Source organism: Amphritea atlantica (assembly GCA_024397875.1).
Taxonomy (GTDB): Bacteria; Pseudomonadota; Gammaproteobacteria; order Pseudomonadales; family Balneatricaceae; genus Amphritea; species Amphritea atlantica_B.
This window is the reverse complement of record CP073344.1, coordinates 2,476,824-2,497,076: the sequence shown is the minus strand read 5'-3', so window position 1 is coordinate 2,497,076 and position 20,253 is coordinate 2,476,824. Positions and strand designations below refer to the sequence as shown.

18 protein-coding genes are annotated in these 20,253 nt (G+C 50.7%); 11 read left to right on the top strand and 7 right to left on the bottom strand.

What is annotated here, in order from left to right:
• The first annotated feature begins 608 nt into the window (after nt 1–608).
• The 3 genes from KDX31_11540 to KDX31_11530 all read left to right on the top strand — a co-directional run bounded on the left by KDX31_11540 (nt 609) and on the right by KDX31_11530 (nt 2,648).
• The gene (locus KDX31_11540; GenBank protein ID UTW01993.1) at nt 609–1,475 is read left to right on the top strand and encodes a DNA ligase; all 867 of its coding nucleotides are present in this window, start codon (nt 609–611) and stop codon (nt 1,473–1,475) included.
• A 43-nt stretch (nt 1,476–1,518) separates the two neighbouring features.
• Entirely contained in the window at nt 1,519–1,878 is a 360-nt protein-coding gene (locus KDX31_11535; protein ID UTW01992.1) for a hypothetical protein, read from the top strand.
• A 287-nt stretch (nt 1,879–2,165) separates the two neighbouring features.
• A complete protein-coding gene (locus tag KDX31_11530; protein UTW01991.1) occupies nt 2,166–2,648 on the top strand; it encodes a cyclic nucleotide-binding domain-containing protein in 483 nt (160 codons plus the stop codon).
• Between the two features lie 14 nt (nt 2,649–2,662).
• Here the strand turns inward: KDX31_11530 and KDX31_11525 are convergent, their stop codons facing one another.
• The 4 genes from KDX31_11525 to KDX31_11510 all read right to left on the bottom strand — a co-directional run bounded on the left by KDX31_11525 (nt 2,663) and on the right by KDX31_11510 (nt 7,799).
• The gene (locus KDX31_11525; GenBank protein UTW01990.1) at nt 2,663–3,622 is read right to left on the bottom strand and encodes a DMT family transporter; all 960 of its coding nucleotides are present in this window, start codon (nt 3,620–3,622) and stop codon (nt 2,663–2,665) included.
• A gap of 89 nt (nt 3,623–3,711) precedes the next feature.
• Nucleotides 3,712–5,220 carry a sodium:proton antiporter gene (locus KDX31_11520; GenBank protein ID UTW01989.1) on the bottom strand — a complete coding sequence of 503 codons (1,509 nt, stop codon included), beginning with the start codon at nt 5,218–5,220 and terminating at the stop codon, nt 3,712–3,714.
• Nucleotides 5,221–5,379: 159 nt separating this feature from the next.
• Nucleotides 5,380–6,663 (bottom strand): FAD-binding oxidoreductase, encoded by a 1,284-nt coding sequence (locus KDX31_11515; protein UTW01988.1) that lies wholly within the window; start codon nt 6,661–6,663, stop codon nt 5,380–5,382.
• A gap of 197 nt (nt 6,664–6,860) precedes the next feature.
• Nucleotides 6,861–7,799, bottom strand: coding sequence for a LysR family transcriptional regulator (locus KDX31_11510; protein ID UTW01987.1), 939 nt, complete (start codon nt 7,797–7,799; stop codon nt 6,861–6,863).
• A 201-nt stretch (nt 7,800–8,000) separates the two neighbouring features.
• On the opposite strand from KDX31_11510, the gene dctP reads away from it, so the two are divergent.
• From dctP to KDX31_11490, 4 genes are read left to right on the top strand one after another with little or no spacing between them, the layout of a single operon-like run.
• On the top strand, nt 8,001–9,017 hold the full coding sequence (dctP, locus tag KDX31_11505; GenBank protein ID UTW01986.1) for a TRAP transporter substrate-binding protein DctP: 1,017 nt from the start codon (nt 8,001–8,003) through the stop codon (nt 9,015–9,017).
• A 60-nt stretch (nt 9,018–9,077) separates the two neighbouring features.
• A complete protein-coding gene (locus KDX31_11500) occupies nt 9,078–9,617 on the top strand; it encodes a TRAP transporter small permease (protein ID UTW01985.1) in 540 nt (179 codons plus the stop codon).
• Nucleotides 9,607–10,929: a TRAP transporter large permease subunit gene (locus KDX31_11495; protein UTW01984.1), complete on the top strand. Its 1,323-nt coding sequence runs from the start codon at nt 9,607–9,609 to the stop codon at nt 10,927–10,929. Before KDX31_11500 ends, KDX31_11495 begins: the two co-directional genes overlap by 11 nt.
• Nucleotides 10,930–10,939: 10 nt before the next feature.
• Nucleotides 10,940–11,380 carry a universal stress protein gene (locus tag KDX31_11490; protein ID UTW01983.1) on the top strand — a complete coding sequence of 147 codons (441 nt, stop codon included), beginning with the start codon at nt 10,940–10,942 and terminating at the stop codon, nt 11,378–11,380.
• Here the strand turns inward: KDX31_11490 and KDX31_11485 are convergent.
• Complete coding sequence (locus KDX31_11485) at nt 11,369–12,289, bottom strand: LysR family transcriptional regulator (GenBank protein ID UTW01982.1); 921 nt, start codon at nt 12,287–12,289, stop codon at nt 11,369–11,371. The two genes, KDX31_11490 and KDX31_11485, sit on opposite strands and share 12 nt — an antisense overlap.
• Nucleotides 12,290–12,460: 171 nt before the next feature.
• Between KDX31_11485 and KDX31_11480 the strand changes: the two genes are divergently transcribed.
• The 4 genes from KDX31_11480 (at nt 12,461) to KDX31_11465 (ending at nt 18,979) form a co-directional block, all read left to right on the top strand.
• Nucleotides 12,461–13,927, top strand: coding sequence for an NAD-dependent succinate-semialdehyde dehydrogenase (locus KDX31_11480; GenBank protein UTW01981.1), 1,467 nt, complete (start codon nt 12,461–12,463; stop codon nt 13,925–13,927).
• A gap of 23 nt (nt 13,928–13,950) precedes the next feature.
• The gene (locus KDX31_11475) at nt 13,951–15,303 is read left to right on the top strand and encodes an aminotransferase class III-fold pyridoxal phosphate-dependent enzyme (protein ID UTW01980.1); all 1,353 of its coding nucleotides are present in this window, start codon (nt 13,951–13,953) and stop codon (nt 15,301–15,303) included.
• Between the two features lie 883 nt (nt 15,304–16,186).
• Nucleotides 16,187–16,912 (top strand): DUF3422 domain-containing protein, encoded by a 726-nt coding sequence (locus KDX31_11470; GenBank protein UTW01979.1) that lies wholly within the window; start codon nt 16,187–16,189, stop codon nt 16,910–16,912.
• A gap of 138 nt (nt 16,913–17,050) precedes the next feature.
• A complete protein-coding gene (locus tag KDX31_11465) occupies nt 17,051–18,979 on the top strand; it encodes a RecQ family ATP-dependent DNA helicase (GenBank protein ID UTW01978.1) in 1,929 nt (642 codons plus the stop codon).
• Here KDX31_11465 and KDX31_11460 read toward each other — a convergent pair.
• Together KDX31_11460 and KDX31_11455 are read right to left on the bottom strand one after the other, a co-directional pair.
• Entirely contained in the window at nt 18,976–19,191 is a 216-nt protein-coding gene (locus KDX31_11460) for a DUF1289 domain-containing protein (protein UTW05379.1), read from the bottom strand. The two genes, KDX31_11465 and KDX31_11460, sit on opposite strands and share 4 nt — an antisense overlap.
• Nucleotides 19,192–19,292: 101 nt before the next feature.
• On the bottom strand, nt 19,293–20,054 hold the full coding sequence (locus tag KDX31_11455) for a 3',5'-cyclic-nucleotide phosphodiesterase (GenBank protein UTW01977.1): 762 nt from the start codon (nt 20,052–20,054) through the stop codon (nt 19,293–19,295).
• Nucleotides 20,055–20,253 lie beyond the last annotated feature (199 nt).

The window sequence follows — 20,253 nt, the reverse complement described above, 5'->3', positions numbered from 1 at the left end:
ATTGTTCTGGCAGCCAGGCAAAGCGGTCTGACCTCTTGCTCTATATTCATTTATTGCACTCCTTTTGTTTTAAGTGATTAGAGAAACAAGCTTTACTCCTGAGTTTCTTTTATTTGCACTATTTTGCCGGTACCTGTACATACAGGTGCCGGCTTTTTTGGTTCTTCGCGGGTTATGGGGAAGGATATAGGAAATGTTGATCTCTTCATGGTTAGCCCGGTAGGTCTGTCCTCCAGGCAAGAAAAATCTTTGTAAAGCGATCTTTTGTAGGGGATACCCTATCGTTGCAGGACGCAGCGCCAAAAGTAGCTGACGGAACTCTGAATGCCTGACGCTAAAAAGGCAGTAGGAAACGTTTTACCACAGAGTGCACAGAGGACACGGAGAAGCGGTATTTATTAGCTTTTATCTGTGCTCTCCGTGTCCTCTGTGGTGAGTCTGTTTTAGATTTTGAGGGGCAATAGCTCCACTAAAATCTATAACGATGAAATCCTTTCCCGGTACAGCGAGATGAACCTTTTTTTGTCTAAATCAGTCTTTCTGCTAGGGTTAACTCTCAATCTGCTCATAAAATGAAGCAGTAATTATTTTCTCAAGGAGGAGAAATTATGTCTCACCGCTATAGTCTGATCTCATTCAATAGCTTGCTTATACTGATCTGTTTTCTAGCTGCGTCACAAAGCTTTGCTGATCAGCCAAAACTGCAACTGGCAACTATCTATCATTCGGGGTCTGATATCTCAGGCTACTGGGTTAGCGAGAAACTTGATGGCGTACGGGGTTACTGGGATGGCAAGCAGTTGCTCAGCCGTCAGGGTTATCGTATTGATGCGCCTGCATGGTTTGTTGAACCCTTACCTGAACAATCACTGGATGGAGAGTTATGGATAGGCCGCGGGCAGTTTGATACAGTCTCAGCGCTTATCAGAAGCGGTGCTGCTGGTGAAAACAAGGGCCGCGATAGCGATTGGCGTCAGGTGAAGTTTATGCTGTTTGACTTGCCGCAGTTCCCCGGTACATTTAGCCATAGGCTGAAGCGATTGCGACGCATTGCTGATGATATCGATCGGGATTGGGTTCAGGTGGTGCATCAAAGGCGGGTGGTCAGTGAAACCGGGTTAATGGCCTGGTTAGATCAGGTCGTTTCTGGTGGCGGTGAAGGATTGATGTTGCATCATGAAGATGCAATTTATAAGCAGGGGCGTAGTACTGACTTGCTGAAATTAAAAAAGTGGCAGGATGCAGAAGCAACGGTCATCGGGTATCAACCGGGCAGGGGTAAATATGCCGGTATGCTGGGATCATTGCTGGTGGAAACGACTGATGGTATACGCTTCAAATTAGGGAGTGGCTTAAGCGATGCTCAGCGGAAGAATCCGCCTGCAATTGGCAGTCAGGTAACCTATAAATATACCGGAGTCAGTGCCAGAGGCGTGCCTCGGTTTGCCAGCTTTATGCGAGAGCGGAGGCCATGAACGCAGCGCTTTTAAATCTTTATAGCAGAGTTGTGCATGACCTATGAATAGAGTTGAATCATTAAGCGAGATTATCAGTTTTGGCGAATGCAGAGAGCAAGCTTATTCCTGCTTAATGGAGGGTTCTCCTGAACATGCGTATGAGAAGGTCATCGTGACTAAACAGCAGCTTATTGAGGTGTTAAACAGATATGTCGTTGGCGATATCTGTATTGATGACCTTGAAGAGTGGGCAATGTTTGTTGAGTGCCGTGATGATATTGATCACTCTGCGATTGAAGATTATATCTATGCACTCTCTAACCCATCTCTGATGGGAGAGATTGATAAAGATAAGATAGTTCAGATGGCGCAACTACTGATCACTACAGAAAAAGGCGTATCCTTGGCGTTCCCAGGCTGAGTCAGAAGTGTTTAAAGGGATCGGCCTGATGGCCGGATAATTTACCAGTTAATGACACGACTGGCAGGAGAAATATCAAAGGCTGATGTGCACTGCATCAGCCTTTTTTATACCTGTGCAAATGTCACTGCCATAGGCTTATGTGGCAGCGCTAAAGTCCTGATCTTAGGGTCCATGGGATGATCCCGATACATGAGAGTTTTTCACTACTCACTCTTAGGTATCTTATATTTGCATTTTCCATTCTATAATAGCGTTGTCTTATATTGCATCGCGGAATACTAACCATGAACGTTGTATCGTTCGATGAGCTTCAGCAGCAGTTTCCGGAAGGATTCTGCCAGCACCTTTCAATGTTCGGAGCCTTGTCGGAAGAGAGTCTTAACTTTTTACTGCAGCAGGGCGATCTGCTATCGGTTCAGGCGGGTGATCAGCTGTTCCGCACAGGCGATGACTCGGATAAATTTTATGTGATTATTAACGGCTCTGTGCGCTTTCATCAGCTGCGTGAGAACGATGGCGAGAGGGTTCCGTTGCGTCTATATGTGGCGGGAGAGCAGATCGGCTTTGTCGGCATGATCGGGCTGCACGAGCGTCGTGGTGATGCCATCATTGAAACCGCGGGGTATCTGCTGGAGATCAGTTCTGCACTGTTTCATCAGCTGTGTGAACAGTATCCCGAGATGTTTATGATTTTTCTCATCAATATTACCCGGGAGATGAGTCGTGAGATAACGCATCTGGACCAGATGTATGTAGCGAAAAACTGATCTCGCCTTCCTGATCAGTCTGTGACTGAGGTGGTCTGATCCAGTGGTTCAAGCTTGACCTTATTCCTTCGATCTCCCAGTTCCGAGATTAGCATCGCAGTGATAATCAGGCCCGCGCCGATCAGTCCCACTGTGCCCAGTTTTTCGTTCAGAAACAGCCAGGCAGCCAGACAGGCAAACACCGGCTCAGTGGCAAATATCAGTGCTACTTTGTGAGATTCCAGTATCTGTTGGCAAGCGGATTGTGCCCAGTAGGCATAACCGGTCCCCAGAATCCCGGTTATCAGCGCGGCGCTGACGACGATTGGATCAGAGGCCAGCGCTTGCCAGTTTAGCGGTGTAGAACCCGGATGATAGAGGGCCGGATCTGGACTGGTCACTGCGCCAATGGTGCTATACAGCGCAACGGCCAGCAGCTGCAGAATGCTCAGAGGTACCACCGGCAGTGAATTCACAAACCGCCCGGTCAGTAATATATGCACGGCGAAGCCGAATGCACATACCAGTACCAGAGAGTCGCCCCGGTTAAACGCCAGCTTATCACCCACGGTTAGCAGATAAAGACCTGTGGTCGCAATAATGACCCCGGCCCAGACCGCTATTGATGCCCGGGTTCGGAACAGCAGAAAGCCCAGCAGGGGAACCAGAGGAACATTCAGCCCGGTGATAAACCCCGCATTCGAGACCGAGGTGTAATGCATCCCCTCGGTCTGCGTGTAAAAACCGATAAACAACAAGAAACCCAGCAACGCACTGGCGCCCAGCAGAGATCGCCAGCGAACTCCGTGTAGCTGGCTGCGGTTGAGCCAGAGTAGTGGCGTCAAAGATAACGCAGCCAGCAGGAAGCGGACCGCATTAAACGTATGGGTCGGTATCAGCTCTATTGCCAGATCGATCAGAACAAACTCGGATCCCCAAATAAAACTCACCAATAGCAAGAGAATGACAGCAGTCCGTGGAGAGTTAATAGGCATCGACAGTACTTTACCGAAATTTTTGGGAAGAGATGAAAATGGAGGTCAGGCCTCCATTTTCGTTGTGTATGGTTAAGCTGTTGAGTGCATCAGCCGGCCATGAAGCCCAGGACTAACAGCGAGACAAATGCGATTACGGCACCTATCAGAGCATAGGGGATCTGAGTCAGGGCGTGTTGCATCGGCGTGCAGCCGGAGCCTTGTGATGACAATACCGTGGAGTCACTGAAGAAACAGGCGTGGCTACCAAATGCTGAGGCGGACAACAGGGCTCCGACTGTCAGAGGCATCGACATATCCAGGCTGATCGCCATAGGAATAACGATTGGCAGGGAAACCACAAAGACCCCCCAGCTGGAGCCGGTGGCAAATACCACGGCAGCCATTGATGCAAAAACCAGCGCCGGCAACATCTCTTTTGACAGGAACGGGGTCATTGAGTCGATGATATAGGGGGTCATACCCAACTGGTCATTGATCTCTTTAACCATAAAGCCGGCACAGACTACCGCGATAGGGTGCAGCATCACCTTGAAACCGTCCAGCATCGAATCGACCAGTTGACTGAATGACAGCAGGCGCTGCATAAAGTACAGCACCATGGTGAACATTGATGCGACCAATGCCCCCAGCAACAGGTCTATCTCGTAATAAACGCTGGCAGCGACCAGTACCATCATAGGCAGTAAGAAGTTCAACAGGCCGACAATCGGTGGGGTTCTTTTCATTAATGATGTATCGAAGCCGTCCTGCTGGATTCCCTCAGGGATCGGTTGTCCGGCTTGAGCACGCTGCTCAGCTTTCTTCATTTCGCCGAAATCCCCCAGAATTCCGGCGGCAACCAGGAATACAACCAGTAAAGCGACCCAGCCATACACCATATAAGGAATCGATTCGATATACAGCGCCATCCCTTTGCCTTCAGCCGTTGCGCCGTTCTCTTCCAGCAGGGCGGCAAAATACACCGCCCAGGTAGATACCGGCACCAGAATGCAGACCGGGGCAGCCGTAGAGTCCACCAGAAATGCCAGCTTTTCACGGGAGATCTTATAGCGATCAGTGAGGTTTTTCATCGATGCAGAAACAGCCAGAGAGTTCAGGTAGTCATCAATGAACACCATGATGCCCAGCAGGCAGGTGGTGAGCATGGTGCCGCGCTTGGTTTTAATGCGTTTAGCCAGCATTTCGCCAAAGCTCAGGACGCTGCCACCCCGTTCCAGCATATTGATCAGTCCCCCCATCATGCCACATACCAGCACAATCCAGGCGATCGTTTCATCCATGACCACAGACATTGACAGGTCACCCAGGCCGCGGACAACATTGCTGGGATCCAGCAGTAGCAGGCCGGCGATAATACCGGCAAAAATGGATTCCAGAGGTTTCTTGGTGATGACCGCAACGAATAGAATAAGCAGGGCAGGCAGAAGGCTGTAAAAACCATAGGGTTCACCGTCGATGTGCTGTGTCGACAGATAGGTAAAAAATGCCATGATGGAAGCGAAAAAGATCAGCCATTTTTGCGGGCTATGGGTGGTTTTGCTGCGAAGCCTTGCGCTGTTGTTAAGGCCTGCAGTCTGTGCAATATCAGTACTCATTTAGCACCTTTTTTATCGTTATAAATTAAACTATTCAGTCTGCTTAGCCACTTTCGCGATTAACGGGCAGTAAGATAAACTGAATATTGGTTCGTTTAGTGAGCCGTAAGAAGGGCGGCACCACCTCTGGTAGCGCCGTTTAAAAGACCAGACTTATCGTCAGATACCCAGTTTGTCGCGCAGGGTGTAGTACCAGGCACCCATCGCCGTGTAGGGTATTCGGAATGTCCGGCCGCCCGGGAATGGGTATTGTGGCAGTCCGGCGAATACATCAAAACGTTCGGCCTGGCCCTGTATCGCGTCACACAGCACTTTGCCCGCCAGGTGTGAGCTGGTGACACCGTGACCGCTATAGCCTTGTGCGTAGTAGATATTTTTACCTATCCGGCCAAACTGGGGCAGACGCATCAGTGTCAGCAGGAAGTTACCGGTCCAGGCGTAATCGACCTTAACGCCTTTCAGCTGGGGGAATGTTTTTAGCATATTTGGCACGATCAGGGCTTCGATCTTGTCCGGCTCCCGGGCACCATAGGTTACCCCTCCGCCATAGATAAGCCGGCCATCGCCCGAGAGGCGGAAATAGTCCAGCAGGTAGTTACAATCTTCGACACAGTTATCCTGAGGTAACAGTTCTTTCTGTTGCGCCTCGCTCAGGGGCGCCGTGGTGATCACCTGAGTGCCGCAGGGCATTGCTTTCTGTTCCAGTTTAGGAATCAGTCCACCCAGATATGCGTTGCCGGCCACAATAACAAAATCGGCGGTGACCGAGCCTTGTTCGGTATGGATAACGGCTTTGTCACCCTCCTGAACACGGGTGACTGCGGAGTCTTCATAAATAACCCCACCGAGGCTTTCCAGTGCGGCCGCCTCGCCCAGAACCAGGTTCAGTGGGTGAAAATGCCCGCCGCTTTTGTCCAGCAGGCCTCCTGCATATCGATTCGAGCCTACATGGTTTTTAATACTATCGGCAGAGAGCATCTCCAGCTGGGTATGCCCGTGGGCTTCCCACAGTGCTTTTTTGTGTTCCATCTCATGCAGCTGTTTATCGTTACATGCTGCGAAGATGCCGCCATCCTTGAGATCGCATTGAATCTGGTACTGATCAACCAGGCGGCGAATGATTTTGCCTCCTTCAAAGGCCATCTTACCCATCTCAGTGCCAGTGTTGTGACCGTAATGTTTTTCAATAAAGTCGATATCCCGGCTGTAGCTATGGACAATCTGTCCGCCATTACGGCCGGAGGCGCCAAAACCGATTCGGCTGGCTTCTAAAACGACAACCTTGAAACCCTGCTCAGCCAGATGTAGAGCGGATGACATGCCGGTATAGCCTGCGCCGATCACGCAGATATCGGCAGTGATATGCCCCTTCAGTGGTGCGCGAAGCGTTTTATCATTAGCTGACGCAGCATAGTATGACGTGGTGTGCGATGGAACTGCCATAGAAAGACCCTGTATTACGACCCGGCGAGGGTATTGATCATATTGGCCGGGACATACAAAGAGGTCCGCAGCTTTGATTGTCTGGTTACAATAATGGTTTGCAGAGAAGTGGGATATACCTATGAGGATATAGATGGCGGGTATGATTGGACATCTGACAGCGACTGGCGGCCTGCCCGTTAAAAATGCTCCCCCCGTTAGTAGGGCGCTGCTGTTTCGGCGTCTTTATGGATCATCCGGATTGAATGCAGGAACATATCTCTCGCCCGGTTCGGCTGAGCTGATTTTTTTGAGATTACCGCGACCCCCAGACGGAAATGCTTAAGCTTTTGTGCCACCGCCTTTAACAGCCCCTGCTCAACATAGGGGCGGGCCACCTCGGCGGGCAAAAAGCTTATATAACAGCCGGACAGCAGCATCGCAATCCGTGACTCGTAGTGGTATGAAGTGGCTGACAGGTTCATTTGTGCCAGCTGGTGATAGATCTCCTCATGGGGTTTGAGGCCCGCATGAACCAGTTTGTAGCTATTGATGACCTTCTCAGTGATCTGTTCCGCCGGGAGATTAAACAGCGGGTGCTCTTTGCCGCAGTAGACATAGTTTTCGTCTGTAAACAGGTGGATATAGTTGAGCCCTTCAAATTTTCGGTGGTAGGGGATCATGGCGATATCAAGCTGGTTGTTCAGCACCATCTTTTCCATCACTCGCATATGATTAACTTCTACCTGAAGCTCTACATCGGGGGCCTGCTGATAAAAATGATGAAAAATCTCCGGCAGACGGAATCTCGGGTCGGTGCTGAAGGTGTCACTTAGGGCAATTCTCAGTTTGCCGGCAGGGCTGTCCCCCAGATTATTGATGGTACTGCGGAACTGTTCCAGGCGGTTGAGCAGCTGGGTGGTCTGATCAAGGACCACTTTGCCCTCAGGGGTCAGGGAGAATCCTCCCCGTCCCCGTTTGCAGAGCGTTATATTCAGGCGATCCTCGAGTGCGGAAATATGATTGCTGATGGTGGGGCGACTGATATTAAGCTCGGTTTCAGCGGCTGAAAATCCGCCGCATTCTGCAACAGCCTTAAATATTTTCAGCTGTTTTATCTCAATATCGCCCAGCTGGCCAAGTGCAAACTTCGTCATTCCCGCTATCCTTATATGGTTAATTCTGCAGGGGGAGGGGTTTAATAGTTTGTTTTCTTGTGCCTAATGATAGTCTTTACGTAAAGAAAGTTAAACGTTTGAGTGGATTCTTCGGGATTTATAGTTTTCCCGTAATTTGTAAGGATAAAGCTACAGAGAGTTTAATTCGCTATATAAATATTAAAAATACAGGGTAGAGCAATGATCAAAAACCTTAAGAAGAAACTATCCACATCTGCACTGGCGGTGACGCTGGGGCTGAGTACTCTGGCTGCTGATGTTTCCGCAGCAGAGCATAACTGGCGTTTCAGCAACCTCTACGGTCGTGGTACTGCGTTTGGTGAGGTTTACGAGAGTCTGGCGAAGAATATTGAAACCGGCTCAGAAGGTCGTATCAAGGTTCAGGTTCTGTATTCCGGTGAAGGTGTTGGTACCAGCGGTCTGCTGGGCGCGGTTAAATCCGGTCTGGTAACGATGGGGGCTCCTTTCCAGTCAATGCACGCAGGCGAACTGCCCGCTGGTGTGGTTGAGATCGGTCTGCCAGGTGGTACTGATGATCCGGCTGAACTGAACGCATTGTTCCATGAAAAAGGCTGGGACAAAGTACTGACTAAAGCATACGGTTCACAGGGCCTGGTTTGGCTTGAGCCTTACATCCAGCCACCGGTTTACATTCTGACCAAGAAAGAGATCAAGTCTGTTGAAGATTTCAAAGGTCTGAAGATCCGTGCGCCAGGTGCTTACGGTAAGTTCCTGCGTAACCTGGGTGCTTCTCCTGTTTCCCTGTCCTGGAGCGAAATCTACACCTCTCTGGCGACTGGTGTAATTGATGGTTCTATCGGTAGTAACATGATCGACCACCGCGACGGTAACCATGTTGAAGTCGCTAAGTACATGTACAAACTGCCACTGGCCGGTGCTCAGGTTCTGCCAATCGTTGTTAACCGCAATGCGTGGAAGAAACTGCCGGAAGATCTGCAGGCGGTCGTTCGTAAAGCCACTGAACAGCACGCTGCTGATCAGCTGCGTCTGTCTAAAAAGTGGGAATCTGAAGCGGTTGCCGAGATGGAAGCAAAAGGTCTGAAATGGAGCCCGGAGCCGAGCGACGCTGACCGTAAAGCATGGGCTGAAGCCGGTGCGGGTCTGTGGGACGAATATGCTGAATCGGATAAGTACAGCAAAGAGCTGATCGATATCCTGCGCGCAAACAGCAAGTAAGCATTTTGAATAAGCTAAAAGGGGTGCTGTCGTGCCCCTTTTTTTGTTGCAGGTACTTCTATGCTTAAAACAATACTGACAAATATCTGTGTTTCAGTTGATTGGGTGGTGCGTCAGGCAGGCCTGGCCGCAGCGCTGATTATGCCGGTTTTGGCTTTGGTGGTCGCATTTGAGGTGTTCTCACGTTATGTGTTGGGCAAGCCGACCGTCTGGGCGTTTGATCTGTCTCTGTTTATGTTTGGCTATCTTGCCGCTTTGGGTGGCGCCTATGCGCAGCAAAAGCGGGCACATATCAATGTAGACATACTTTATCTCAAGGTCTCTCACCGGACCCGTTGTGTATTCAATCTAATCTCTTTCTCATTGGGTATTTTCTTTTTGGTCATCATTGTGATGATGAGCATCGGGAAATATGAAGAAGCGATTGAGTTTGATTATCGTCGCCAGAGTGAGTGGGCACCACCCATGTTTCACTTCTGGATCATGATGATTATCGCCAGTGGTCTGTTTATTGCCCAGTTGGCCAGAGACATGCTGGCAGAGCTGTACTTTCTACTGACCGGGCATGCACTTATTGAGGAGAACAGTGATGGGAATTGAGCTGTTAACCGTAGTTCTTCTACTCTGTATTTTGGTGTTTTTTGCCCTTGGGGCGCAGGTTGGACTGGCACTGGGCGGTATCGCTATGGTGGTCGGCTACATGACCTGGGGCGATGGAATATTTAATGTTATTCCTACAACGCTGGAATCAACCTACTTCAGTTTTATCCTGTTAGCGATCCCTTTGTATATCTATATGGGGCAGTTGCTGACTAAATCTGGCATCGGTGATGCGATGTTTAATTTCAGTCAGATGCTGATTGGCCGGGTGCGTGGTTCGCTGGCGATCAGTGTGATCGGCGTCTGCTCAATGATCGGTGCCATGGTCGGCATTATCGGCGCGGGCATTATGACCTCTGGTAGTATTGCGCTGCGGCCGATGCTGGAACGGGGTTATAACAAACGCCTGGCACTGGGCGTAATCATGGCAGGTGGTGGACTGGGTATCCTGATTCCGCCGAGTATCCCCATGATCATGTTTGCTGCCTCTACCCAAAACTCCGTAGGCCGGATGTTTCTGGGGGCGATGATGCCGGCACTGCTGACAGTTGTGATGATGATTCTTTACGTAGCCATCAGTTGTTGGTTGTTCCCGGAACGTGCTCCGCGGGATATGGACAACAAAGATATCGTTAAGCTGGAAGGCAAGGAAAAATTCCGTATTGCACGGGATGGTTTGTTCTCCATGCTGCTTATTGTCGCGGTACTGGGCAGTATTATTACCGGTATAGCAACCCCGACTGAATCCGGTGCGATCGGTGTTGTCGGTGCCATTGTCCTGGCGATTATGTTTAAACGTTTCAAGGTGGACATGTTCCTGCAGTCAGGCTTCCAGACCGGTGCTCTGGTGAGTGTGGCGATGTGGATTATCTTTGGTGCATCGGTATTCAGTAACTTCCATCTGCTGATGGGTGTGCAGAGTATGGTCGCTGACTTTACTGGTAAGCTGGATCTGCCACCGATTATGATCATCATCATGTTCCAACTGATCATGCTGCTGCTGGGATTCATTATCGATGAGTTCATTATCGTTTTGATGTGTGCCCCGTTGTTTACGCCTATCGCAGTCTCGCTGGGCTATGATCCGATCTGGTTCGGTGTGTTGATGATTCTGAATATTCTCATCGCAGTTCAGACGCCGCCCTATGGCTTTGCCCTCTTCTATCTGAAAGGGATAGCCCCTGCGGGTATCGGTATGTCCGAGATCTATAAGTCAGTTACCCCATTTATCTTACTTAACCTGACGGTACTGATTCTCTGCATGGTGTTTCCTGAGATTGTGCTCTGGTTGCCGAATTTAGTGATGGGTTAAGGAGTTATCTATGTACAGCAATATTCTTATTCCTCTGGATCTGTCTCATAAGGAACAGGTGGTTGAGCTGGTGCAGATTGCAACAACGTTGGCGGCCGGAACCCCGGCCCGGATCAACCTGTTGTATGTCGACCAGAGTTTTGTACACAGAGCGGGTCATCCGCAGTTTGACAGCACGCTTCATGAAGGGCACCGCAAGGAGGCCCTGAAGGAGATGCAAGGTCTGTTAGTGAATCTGCCTGAAAATACTGTGGTGAATACTGTCTACCGTGATGGGACGGCCCATGATCAGATTCTCGAAACCGCCGAGCAACTGGGGGTGGATGTGATTGTGATGATGGCCCGTAAGCCGGGTATCAGCAGCTATTTTATCGGCTCAAACGCTGAGCGGGTGGTGCGTCACGCCCCCTGTTCAGTGTTTATTGTACGCTGCGATGAGTCAGACAGCTGACTCAGTCAGACACTCGGTAAATAGCTGAATGATGAGTCTTTTTTGCTGCCGGTTACGCCAGAGTGCCTTGAAGGTGTTGGTATAGCCATACTGGTCAGCCAGCAAGGGGCGAAGGTCTTTTTCCAGCCTCCAGTTGCTGACCAGATGACGCGGCAGGAATCCCAGATAGTGGCCACTCAGTATCAGAGTGGCCCGGGCTTCCTGATGATGGGCGATGGCCTGTTTATTCCAGAGCATCATATCAGGGTGAATCTCCCGGCCTGGCATCAGTCTGGGGGACTCGACAAAGCGATACTGGCGTAGCTCAGCCGCGGTTATCTCATCTTTATTAAAGAGTGGGTGGTTCTGGGCGCAATACAGCAGCATCTCTTCTTCGAACAGTTTTATATCGGTGAGTTCCGGGTAGGGCTGACTGGTAACGGTTATACCGATATCGACCTGATTGTTGAGCAGTGCGGTTATGACATCGTCAGAGCTCATGGTGCTGATCTGGATTCTGACCTCCGGGGCTTTCACTGAGAAGCGACTGAGTGCCTGCAGAATCGATGAGTTGTGAGCGCCGAGCATATGCTCGGCAAAACCCAGATGCAGGCTGCCCAGAATACGATTATGGCTTTGGTTGATAGTGTTTTTGAACTGATCGAGTGCGCTGAGCAGCTCCAGGGTGGCGTTATAGACCGTCTGCCCTTGTTCAGTGAGGGAGAATCCAGCCCGGCCGCGCTCGCACAAGCGCATATCCAGCCGCTTTTCCAAGTCTGAGATGTAATTGGAAATGGTCGAGTTGGCAAGGTTGAGGTGGATTTCCGCCGGGGTGAATCCGCCACACTCGACAACCGCTTTAAAAACTTTCAGCAGGCGAAGATCCATATCGGCCAGCTGACCGGAGATAGCAGATTTTCTGCGTCCCATAGAATGTACCTAATTGTATGTATTTATAGGGTGTATTTATAAAAAAGCATTTTTATATTTGTATATGTAAAAGTATATATTTATAAATAATTATATAAGCAAAAGATTTGGCGATCTATAAATAACTCTATAGTGCGGTTGAATCTCACGACTGCAGGCTGGAGATCAAGAATGACAATACAACTTAAAGATTCATCGTTATTTAAAACTCAGGCTTATATTGATGGCCTTTGGGTTGATGGTGATAACGGTGAAACGTTTGCTGTGACTGACCCTGCTACCGGTCAGCATCTGGCAGATGTTGCCAGTGTCGGCGCGGCCGAAACCCGCCGGGCTATCGAAGCGGCTGAACGGGCCATGGCTGAGTGGAAAGCACTGCCGGCGAAGAGTCGCAGTGAGATACTGGAAAAATGGTATCAGCTGATCATTGATAATACCGAAGATCTGGCTGTCATCATGACTGCGGAGCAGGGCAAGCCCCTGGCCGAGTCACGTGGTGAAGTGGCTTACGGTGCATCCTTTATCAAATGGTTTGCCGAAGAAGGCAAGCGGGTGTATGGCGATATTATTCCTACCCCACAAACGGACCGTCGCGGTGTGGTGGTTAAACAGCCGGTGGGTGTGGTCGCGGCAATCACTCCGTGGAACTTTCCCAATGCGATGATTACCCGTAAGGCCGGTCCTGCGTTAGCCGTGGGTTGCGCCATTGTCCTGAAGCCTGCGGCTGAAACCCCGCTGTCTGCTCTGGCGCTGGTGGAACTGGCTAACCGTGCCGGTTTACCTGCCGGGCTATTCAGTGTGGTTCCGGGGCTTGATGCACCGGCTATCGGCGGCGAGATGACCTCTAACCCGACGGTAAAGAAGGTTACTTTCACCGGATCTACCCCGGTCGGAAAACTGCTGATGAAGCAGTGTGCGGATACCGTTAAGCGTACCTCCATGGAACTGGGCGGCAATGCGCCGGTGATTATTTTTGATGATGCGGATCTGGATCTGGCGATTGCCGGTGCTTTGACAGCCAAATACCGCAACTCAGGGCAGACCTGTATCTGCGCGAACCGTCTGCTGGTTCAGGAAGGGATCTACGATGCCTTTGTGGAAAAATTTGCGGCCGCGGTCAGTGAGTTCCGTATCGGCAACGGTTTTGATGCCGACACCACCCATGGTCCCGTGATTACCGAAAAAGCGGCTAAAGAGATCGATGCCAAGGTACAGAATGCTGTCGCCGAGGGTGCCACCGTTGTCATCGGCGGTAAGCCGGGTGAGCAGGGCGGATGTTTTTACCAGCCGACGGTTCTCACCAATGTAAACGCTTCAATGCGGGTGTTCCGCGAAGAGATCTTTGGTCCCGTTGCGCCGGTGTTTAAGTTCAGCACTGAAGCAGAAGCGGTACAGATGGCTAATGATACCGAGTTCGGTCTGGCCGCCTATGTTTATACCGAGAATATGGGCCGCAGCTGGCGGGTATCGGAAGCGATTGATTACGGTATGGTCGGTGTTAATGAAACGGCGATCAGCTCAGAAGTGATTCCGTTTGGTGGTGTAAAAGAGTCGGGTCAGGGTCGCGAAGGCTCTAAATATGGTTTGGATGACTACCTGGAAACAAAGTATATCTGTTTTGGTGCATTGCAGCGTTGAGCTGTGAGCCCTGGAGAAGCGTTATGAGTAATATTATCTACCCAACAACTAACCTTAAAGCGACAGAAACCCTGACGATTGAGCGGGGCGATGGAGCCTATGTTTACGATAATGAGGGTAACCAGTACCTGGAAGGCCTCGCCGGACTGTGGTGTACTTCGCTGGGTTATAACAATCGTGAGCTGATCGATACGGCTGCAGAGCAGATGGGTAAGCTGTCTTACTCCCACATGTTTGGCGGTAAGACTCACCAGGTGGGTATGGATCTGGCCGATAAACTGACCGCGATGGTGCCGGTTGAGAATGCCAAAGTGTTCTTCGGCAATTCCGGTAGTGATGCAAACGACAGCCATGTGAAGATGTTGCGTTATTACTTTAATGCGATAGGTAAGCCGGAAAAATTCAAGATTATCGCCCGTGAACGTTCTTACCACGGGGTGACAGTTGCGTCTGCCTGTCTGACCGGTCTGCCACCTAATCATACCAATTTCGATCTGCCGTTCGATGCCCTGGGTATCTTGCGTACCGATGCGCCGCATTATTTCCGTGGTGCACTGCCGGGTGAATCTGAGGCACAGTTTGTTGACCGTATCGTCAACAATCTGGAACAACTGATACTGAAAGAGGGTGCCGATACCATCGCAGCCTTTATCGCGGAACCGATTACCGGTGCCAGCGGTGTCATCGTGCCGCCAGCGGGTTACTACGAGAAAGTTCAGGCGGTACTGAATAAGTATGACATCCTGTTCTGGGCGGATGAAGTGATCACCGGCTTTGGCCGTACCGGTAATGATTTCGGTTGCACCACTATGGGTATCGAGAAGCCGGCGATGATGACGCTGGCGAAGCAGTTGTCATCCGCCTATATGCCGATCAGTGCTGCAGTTATCCGTGGTGATATGTACGAAGCGATGATTGAGCCAAGTACAAAGGTCGGCGTATTTGGACATGGTTATACCTATTCGGGTCATCCGGTTGCTGCTGCAGTGTCGCTGAAGACGCTGGAAATTTATGAGCGGGATAACATCTTTGGCCATGCGGCTAAGGTGGGTGAGTATATGCAGAAGCGTCTCGGTGAATTCCGGGATCATCCGCTGGTGGGCGAGGTGCGTGGTGCCGGTATGATCGGTGCAGTTGAGATGGTGTCCGATAAAAACACCGGTGCCGGTTTTGATGGCGGTGCTGTTGGTACCTTTGCCATGCAGGCTTGCCAGAACCACGGCATGATCACCCGGGCTGTGGCCGGTAACTCACTGGCGTTCTGTCCGCCACTGATTGTGACCGAAGCACAGATCGACGAGATGGTTGAAAAACTGGCTAAAGCGCTGGATGACACGCTGGACTTTGTAACCCGTGAAGGCCTGATAGCCGCCTGAGCTCTGTAGAATCATGATTCTGTAAATCAGAGTTCTGTAGAAATTTAGTACTGTAAAAATTCTTCTTGCACGATCGGGCTGGTTTGGAACTGGCTGGCCCGGTGACCCTCCACAGTTCCATTGCAGCCGGTATGCCTTGTTGGCTTGTCGTGTTGCTTCTTGGGTAAGCACTGGTCCTTTTGGATCTTTTTTTGGGGGGACTTATGTCCCCCTTTTTTTATCTATGATGGACGGTAATAATCAATTAAGGAGCTGATATGGCTTTCGATACCTCTTTTGAAAGAGCGCATCACCCGTCTGAACGGGTTACCGGACACTACACTCAGTTGAGCAAGCACCGCTTGTTTCATGAAAACTACAATGACCTTCATACCCGGCCTTTTCCGGTAGCAGATACCCCCTTGCGGGTGTCGCATCTGTCTATATTGCACGGAGATTTCGGTTCATACGAAATGGAATATCGGCACCTGTCGGCCTTGTGTCAGCGTTACACTATTAATCCGCCGCAACCGGAGGATACCTGCTTCTATCAGAGTTTTGGTGAATTTGAGGTGCGTTGGGAGCGGCATACGGAGTTCAGTACTTACAGCTTTACCATTTACGGTGAGGACAGCCAGCCCTTTGAGCATCCACCTATCTCACTGATTCCTCTGGACTGGTTACAGGGGCTTCCCGGTGAGCTGATCTCAGCTCTGCATATTGAGGTTCTGGATAATCAGGACGGTGCACAAATACCGGACCGGGAGCAGTTGCGGCAATACTTTGAAGGGCAGCGACTGATCGGTTCGGAGCTGCGTGAAGGCGCGGCGACTATCTGGAGTTCACTGCGGCTGCACAATGACAGCTTCAACCGCATTCTTTTGTTGAATAACGGCCTCAATAAGTGTCAGACCGGCCGGGTGTTACGGGCGCTGCTGGAACTCGAAGCATACCGCAATATGATGCTGCTGGCTTTCCCCGAGGCGCAGCAGGTGAGTGCTCAGGTCAGTCGGATGGAAGCACAACTGGCACGTCTGGTTCGGCAGATCAGTGGTCGCGGATTCCTGAAGAGGAGCAGCGACAGCTCACCGAACTGTCTGACCTGGCTGCAGCGATTGCCGAGCTGATTACTCATTCCCGCTATCGTTTCGATGCCGGTACGGCCTATTATCAGATGGTGCAGAGTCGTCTGGATGAGCTGGAAGAGCAGGAAATTGATGGTTTGCAAACCCTGTCGGCTTTTGTTGATCGCCGCTTATCACCGGCGCTACGTACTGTTGAAGCGGCTAAGCGGCGACTGGATGATCTTGCCAGCCGGGTCGATCGTGCCAGTGATTTTCTGCGAACCCGGATCGATATGTCTATTGAAGCCCAGAATCAGGCGCTGCTGAAATCTATGGACCGGCGGGCGCAGATGCAATTCAGCCTGCAGCAGACCGTTGAAGGATTGTCTGTCGTGGTCATTACCTACTATGTATTGTCTTTGCTGCATTTTCTGCTGGATGCTGCGGATACCTTTAATCTGGGACTCAGCACAGAAAGAACGATTGCGCTGATGTTGCCGCTGGTGCTGTTTTCAGTCTGGATACTGAGTCGCAGACTACACCGGCGGATAGGGCGACTGAAGTAGCGCAATGCAGTTTGCAGTGGGTTATCGTGTCACGGGTGGCGACGCAGCAGGGGCGTCACCGGTATACTGCACTTATCTGAACGATAAGTGCGTATTCTCGTAAGCACTGGACCTACGCACTTGAAATAAGGACTGGAAATGGTAACCGACCTGCAGACCCCGCTTAAACACTTTTTTGGCTTTGATCAGTTCCGGCCTGGTCAGGAGCAGACAGTCGGTCAGTTATTGCAAGGCCACTCCTCTTTAGCGATCTTTCCCACCGGCTCGGGTAAATCACTTTGTTATCAGTTAAGCGCAACCCAGCTTCCTCATCTGACTCTGGTGGTCTCACCCCTGTTGGCGTTGATGAAAGATCAGCTGGAGTTCCTGGCCAGTAAGGGGATTGCTGCTGCCAGTATTGATTCAACCCTGACCCCGGAACAGAATCGTCAGGTGATGAGTGATGTGCGTAACGGCACGACAAAAATTCTGATGGTTTCGGTGGAGCGTTTTAAGAATGAACGTTTCCGGCAGTTTATCCAGTCGGTACCGGTGTCGATGCTGGTCGTGGATGAGGCTCACTGTATCTCTGAATGGGGGCATAACTTCCGCCCTGATTATCTCAAACTTCCGGCTTATCGGGCATCGCTGAATATCCCGCTGGTGTTGCTGTTAACCGCCACGGCGACCAGAAAGGTCAAGCTGGATATGGCACAGAAATTTGGTATTGATGAGCAGCATATAGTCCAGACCGGCTTTTACCGTGCTAATCTGGATCTTACTGTGCTACCGGTAAGCACTGCTGAAAAGCGCCATCGACTGGCGCAGCTGATTGCTGAGCAGAAGGGGCCTGGGATCGTCTACGTTACTCTGCAGCACAGTGCCGAGGAGGTTGCCGGTTTTCTGCTGCAACAGGGGGTGAATGCATCGGCGTATCATGCTGGTTTTGAGGACCAGAAGCGGCAACAGATTCAGACCGGTTTTATGGCGGGTCGGATCGATGTGGTGGTCGCGACCATCGCCTTTGGCATGGGGATCGATAAGAGTAATATCCGCTTTGTTATCCACTATGATCTGCCCAAGTCAATTGAAAACTACAGTCAGGAGATTGGCCGGGCCGGACGTGACGGACAACCATCGAACTGTATCACTCTGGCTAACCTGGATGGCCTGAATACCGTTGAGAATTTTGTCTATGGGGATACCCCTGAACTTAGCGGCATAGCGTTTGTCCTCGATAATATCCGTAATGAGTGTCAGAACGGCCAGTGGGAATTACAGCTGAATGCTTTATCCACCGCCAGTAATATTCGCCAGCTGCCGATGAAAACCCTGCTGGTTCAGCTGGAGTTGTTGGGGGTGATACAGCCTCTCTATGCTTACTTTGCCGACTTTAAGTTTAAGTTGTTACAACCGGAAAAGGAGATTCTGGATCGTTTTGCCGGAGAGCGAAGAGATTTTCTTGCGGCGGTACTTGCCAACACGCAGTTTAAGCGGATCTGGGGGACTCTGGCGTTCGAGAGTCTTTATTCGAGCTACAATTGTGACCGCAAGCGAGTGGTTTCTGCACTGGACTATCTGTCGGAGCAACGGCTGATTGAGCTGGAAACCAAAAAAGTAACGGACGTATTTCAGGTCGATCAGGCGATGCTGGCGGACTCAGCCCTGAGCCAGAAGCTGTATGATTATTTTATCGATAAAGAGCACAAAGAGATTGCCCGGATCGCCGCGTTGGTGAGTTTCTTTGAACTGGACAGCTGTCTCAGCCGCAATCTGGCGCTCTATTTTGATGATCACCAAAGTGCAGAAAATTGCGGTCACTGTTCGGTCTGTCGGGGGCAGCCGGCGGTGCTTGAATATTCAGAATCGCCCCGCTGGCCGTCTGATGAGCAACTTATCAGCGATCTGACAGGGTTGCGTCAGCATCTGTCGGTTCCGGTCACCCCAGACACTCAGTGCCGCTTCCTGGCGGGTATAAGTGTGCCGTTATTCAGTCGAAATAAAGTGCGTCAGTTGAGTGGCTTCGGCAGTTGTGAAAATCTGAGATATGCCGAGTTACGCCAGAAGGTCGAAGCGTTATCGGCTTAGTGTCCCTTGGCCTGTTGCGCTTGTTTTCTGGCCTGACACACGACTAATACGGCGTCTCTTTCGCTCTCGGTTAAGGCGTGCCAGGCCAGGATTTCTTCAAGGCTCCTGTGGCACCCCATACAGATATCCTCGTTGTCCAGGCAGCAGTTGCGCACACAAGGTGAGTTTGTGTCGCGGGGACGTGCTGAGAGAGTACGCTTGTTTGTGTTCAGCTCAGGGCTCCTGATACCGGTTTACACGGTGTGGTTAAGTAAGCGGCAGAATGAATATAAAGATAGCATAGACAGTGTTATAGCCTTTGCGGATCCCGGCTTTAACTGAGTGTGATGACTTCACCCTGCTGAAGGCGATCAATCTGCCGGTGGGGCAATAACCGCAAGCACTGTTGCATGATGGCATCTTCAACTCCCGGTTTAAGATGAGTAATGGCTATACGCGGATTTGCTTCCAGCTGAGTCAGTTGCTGAGTTAACAGTGAAGGGGTGAGGTGGCCACTTACCCGGGCTAATGCGTCGGACTCATCGGTAAAAGAGACATCGATAATCAGCAGGTCAGGTTTTCTCTGATTCAGCAGTGGCCAGAGTTGATCATTGGTGCCTGTGTCCCCGGTAAAGACAAAAATGTTGAGCCCATCACTGATCAGATAACCTACGGTTGGCGTAGGATGTTCAGCCGGCATGACTTCAATTGTTTTGTTCTGGAGCTTCAGAATGTCTCCGACATCAACCGGGTGCAGGTTGATAATGGGTTTAGCTTCAGGAAGTCGGGTGTAGTCAGGCCAGATGGTCCAGTTGAAAATATGCTGCTCAAGCGCGGTAATCACCGCCGGGTGAGCGTAAATATTGATGGGATCCCGGTGCTGATCGAAGATGGTTGCCAGCATCAGCGGCAAGCCGATAATGTGATCCAGATGGCCGTGGGTAATCACTACATCACGAATGTTCAGTAATCGCTCGATAGTCAGCAGTTCAACACCCGTCCCGGCATCCAGCAGAAGGCTATCATCTATCAGAAACGTCGTCGTCTTCAGGCCCGGACCGATACCGCCGCTACATCCCAGAATCTCAATTTTCACTTCTATCTCCGATGGCGCTGACGTAAATGACTAATACCGGTGCACTTAAGCGTACTTTTATAACACAGTGGTTTGTTGACATATAGTCGGGCCTAACGCTTTACCCAGATAAGCGCTTTACTCACATTCGACAGAAGTCTTTGATTGAGCAGCATCCGTATCGGCAGCAGATCTTGGCGTTTCAACAGAGCGCTCCCGG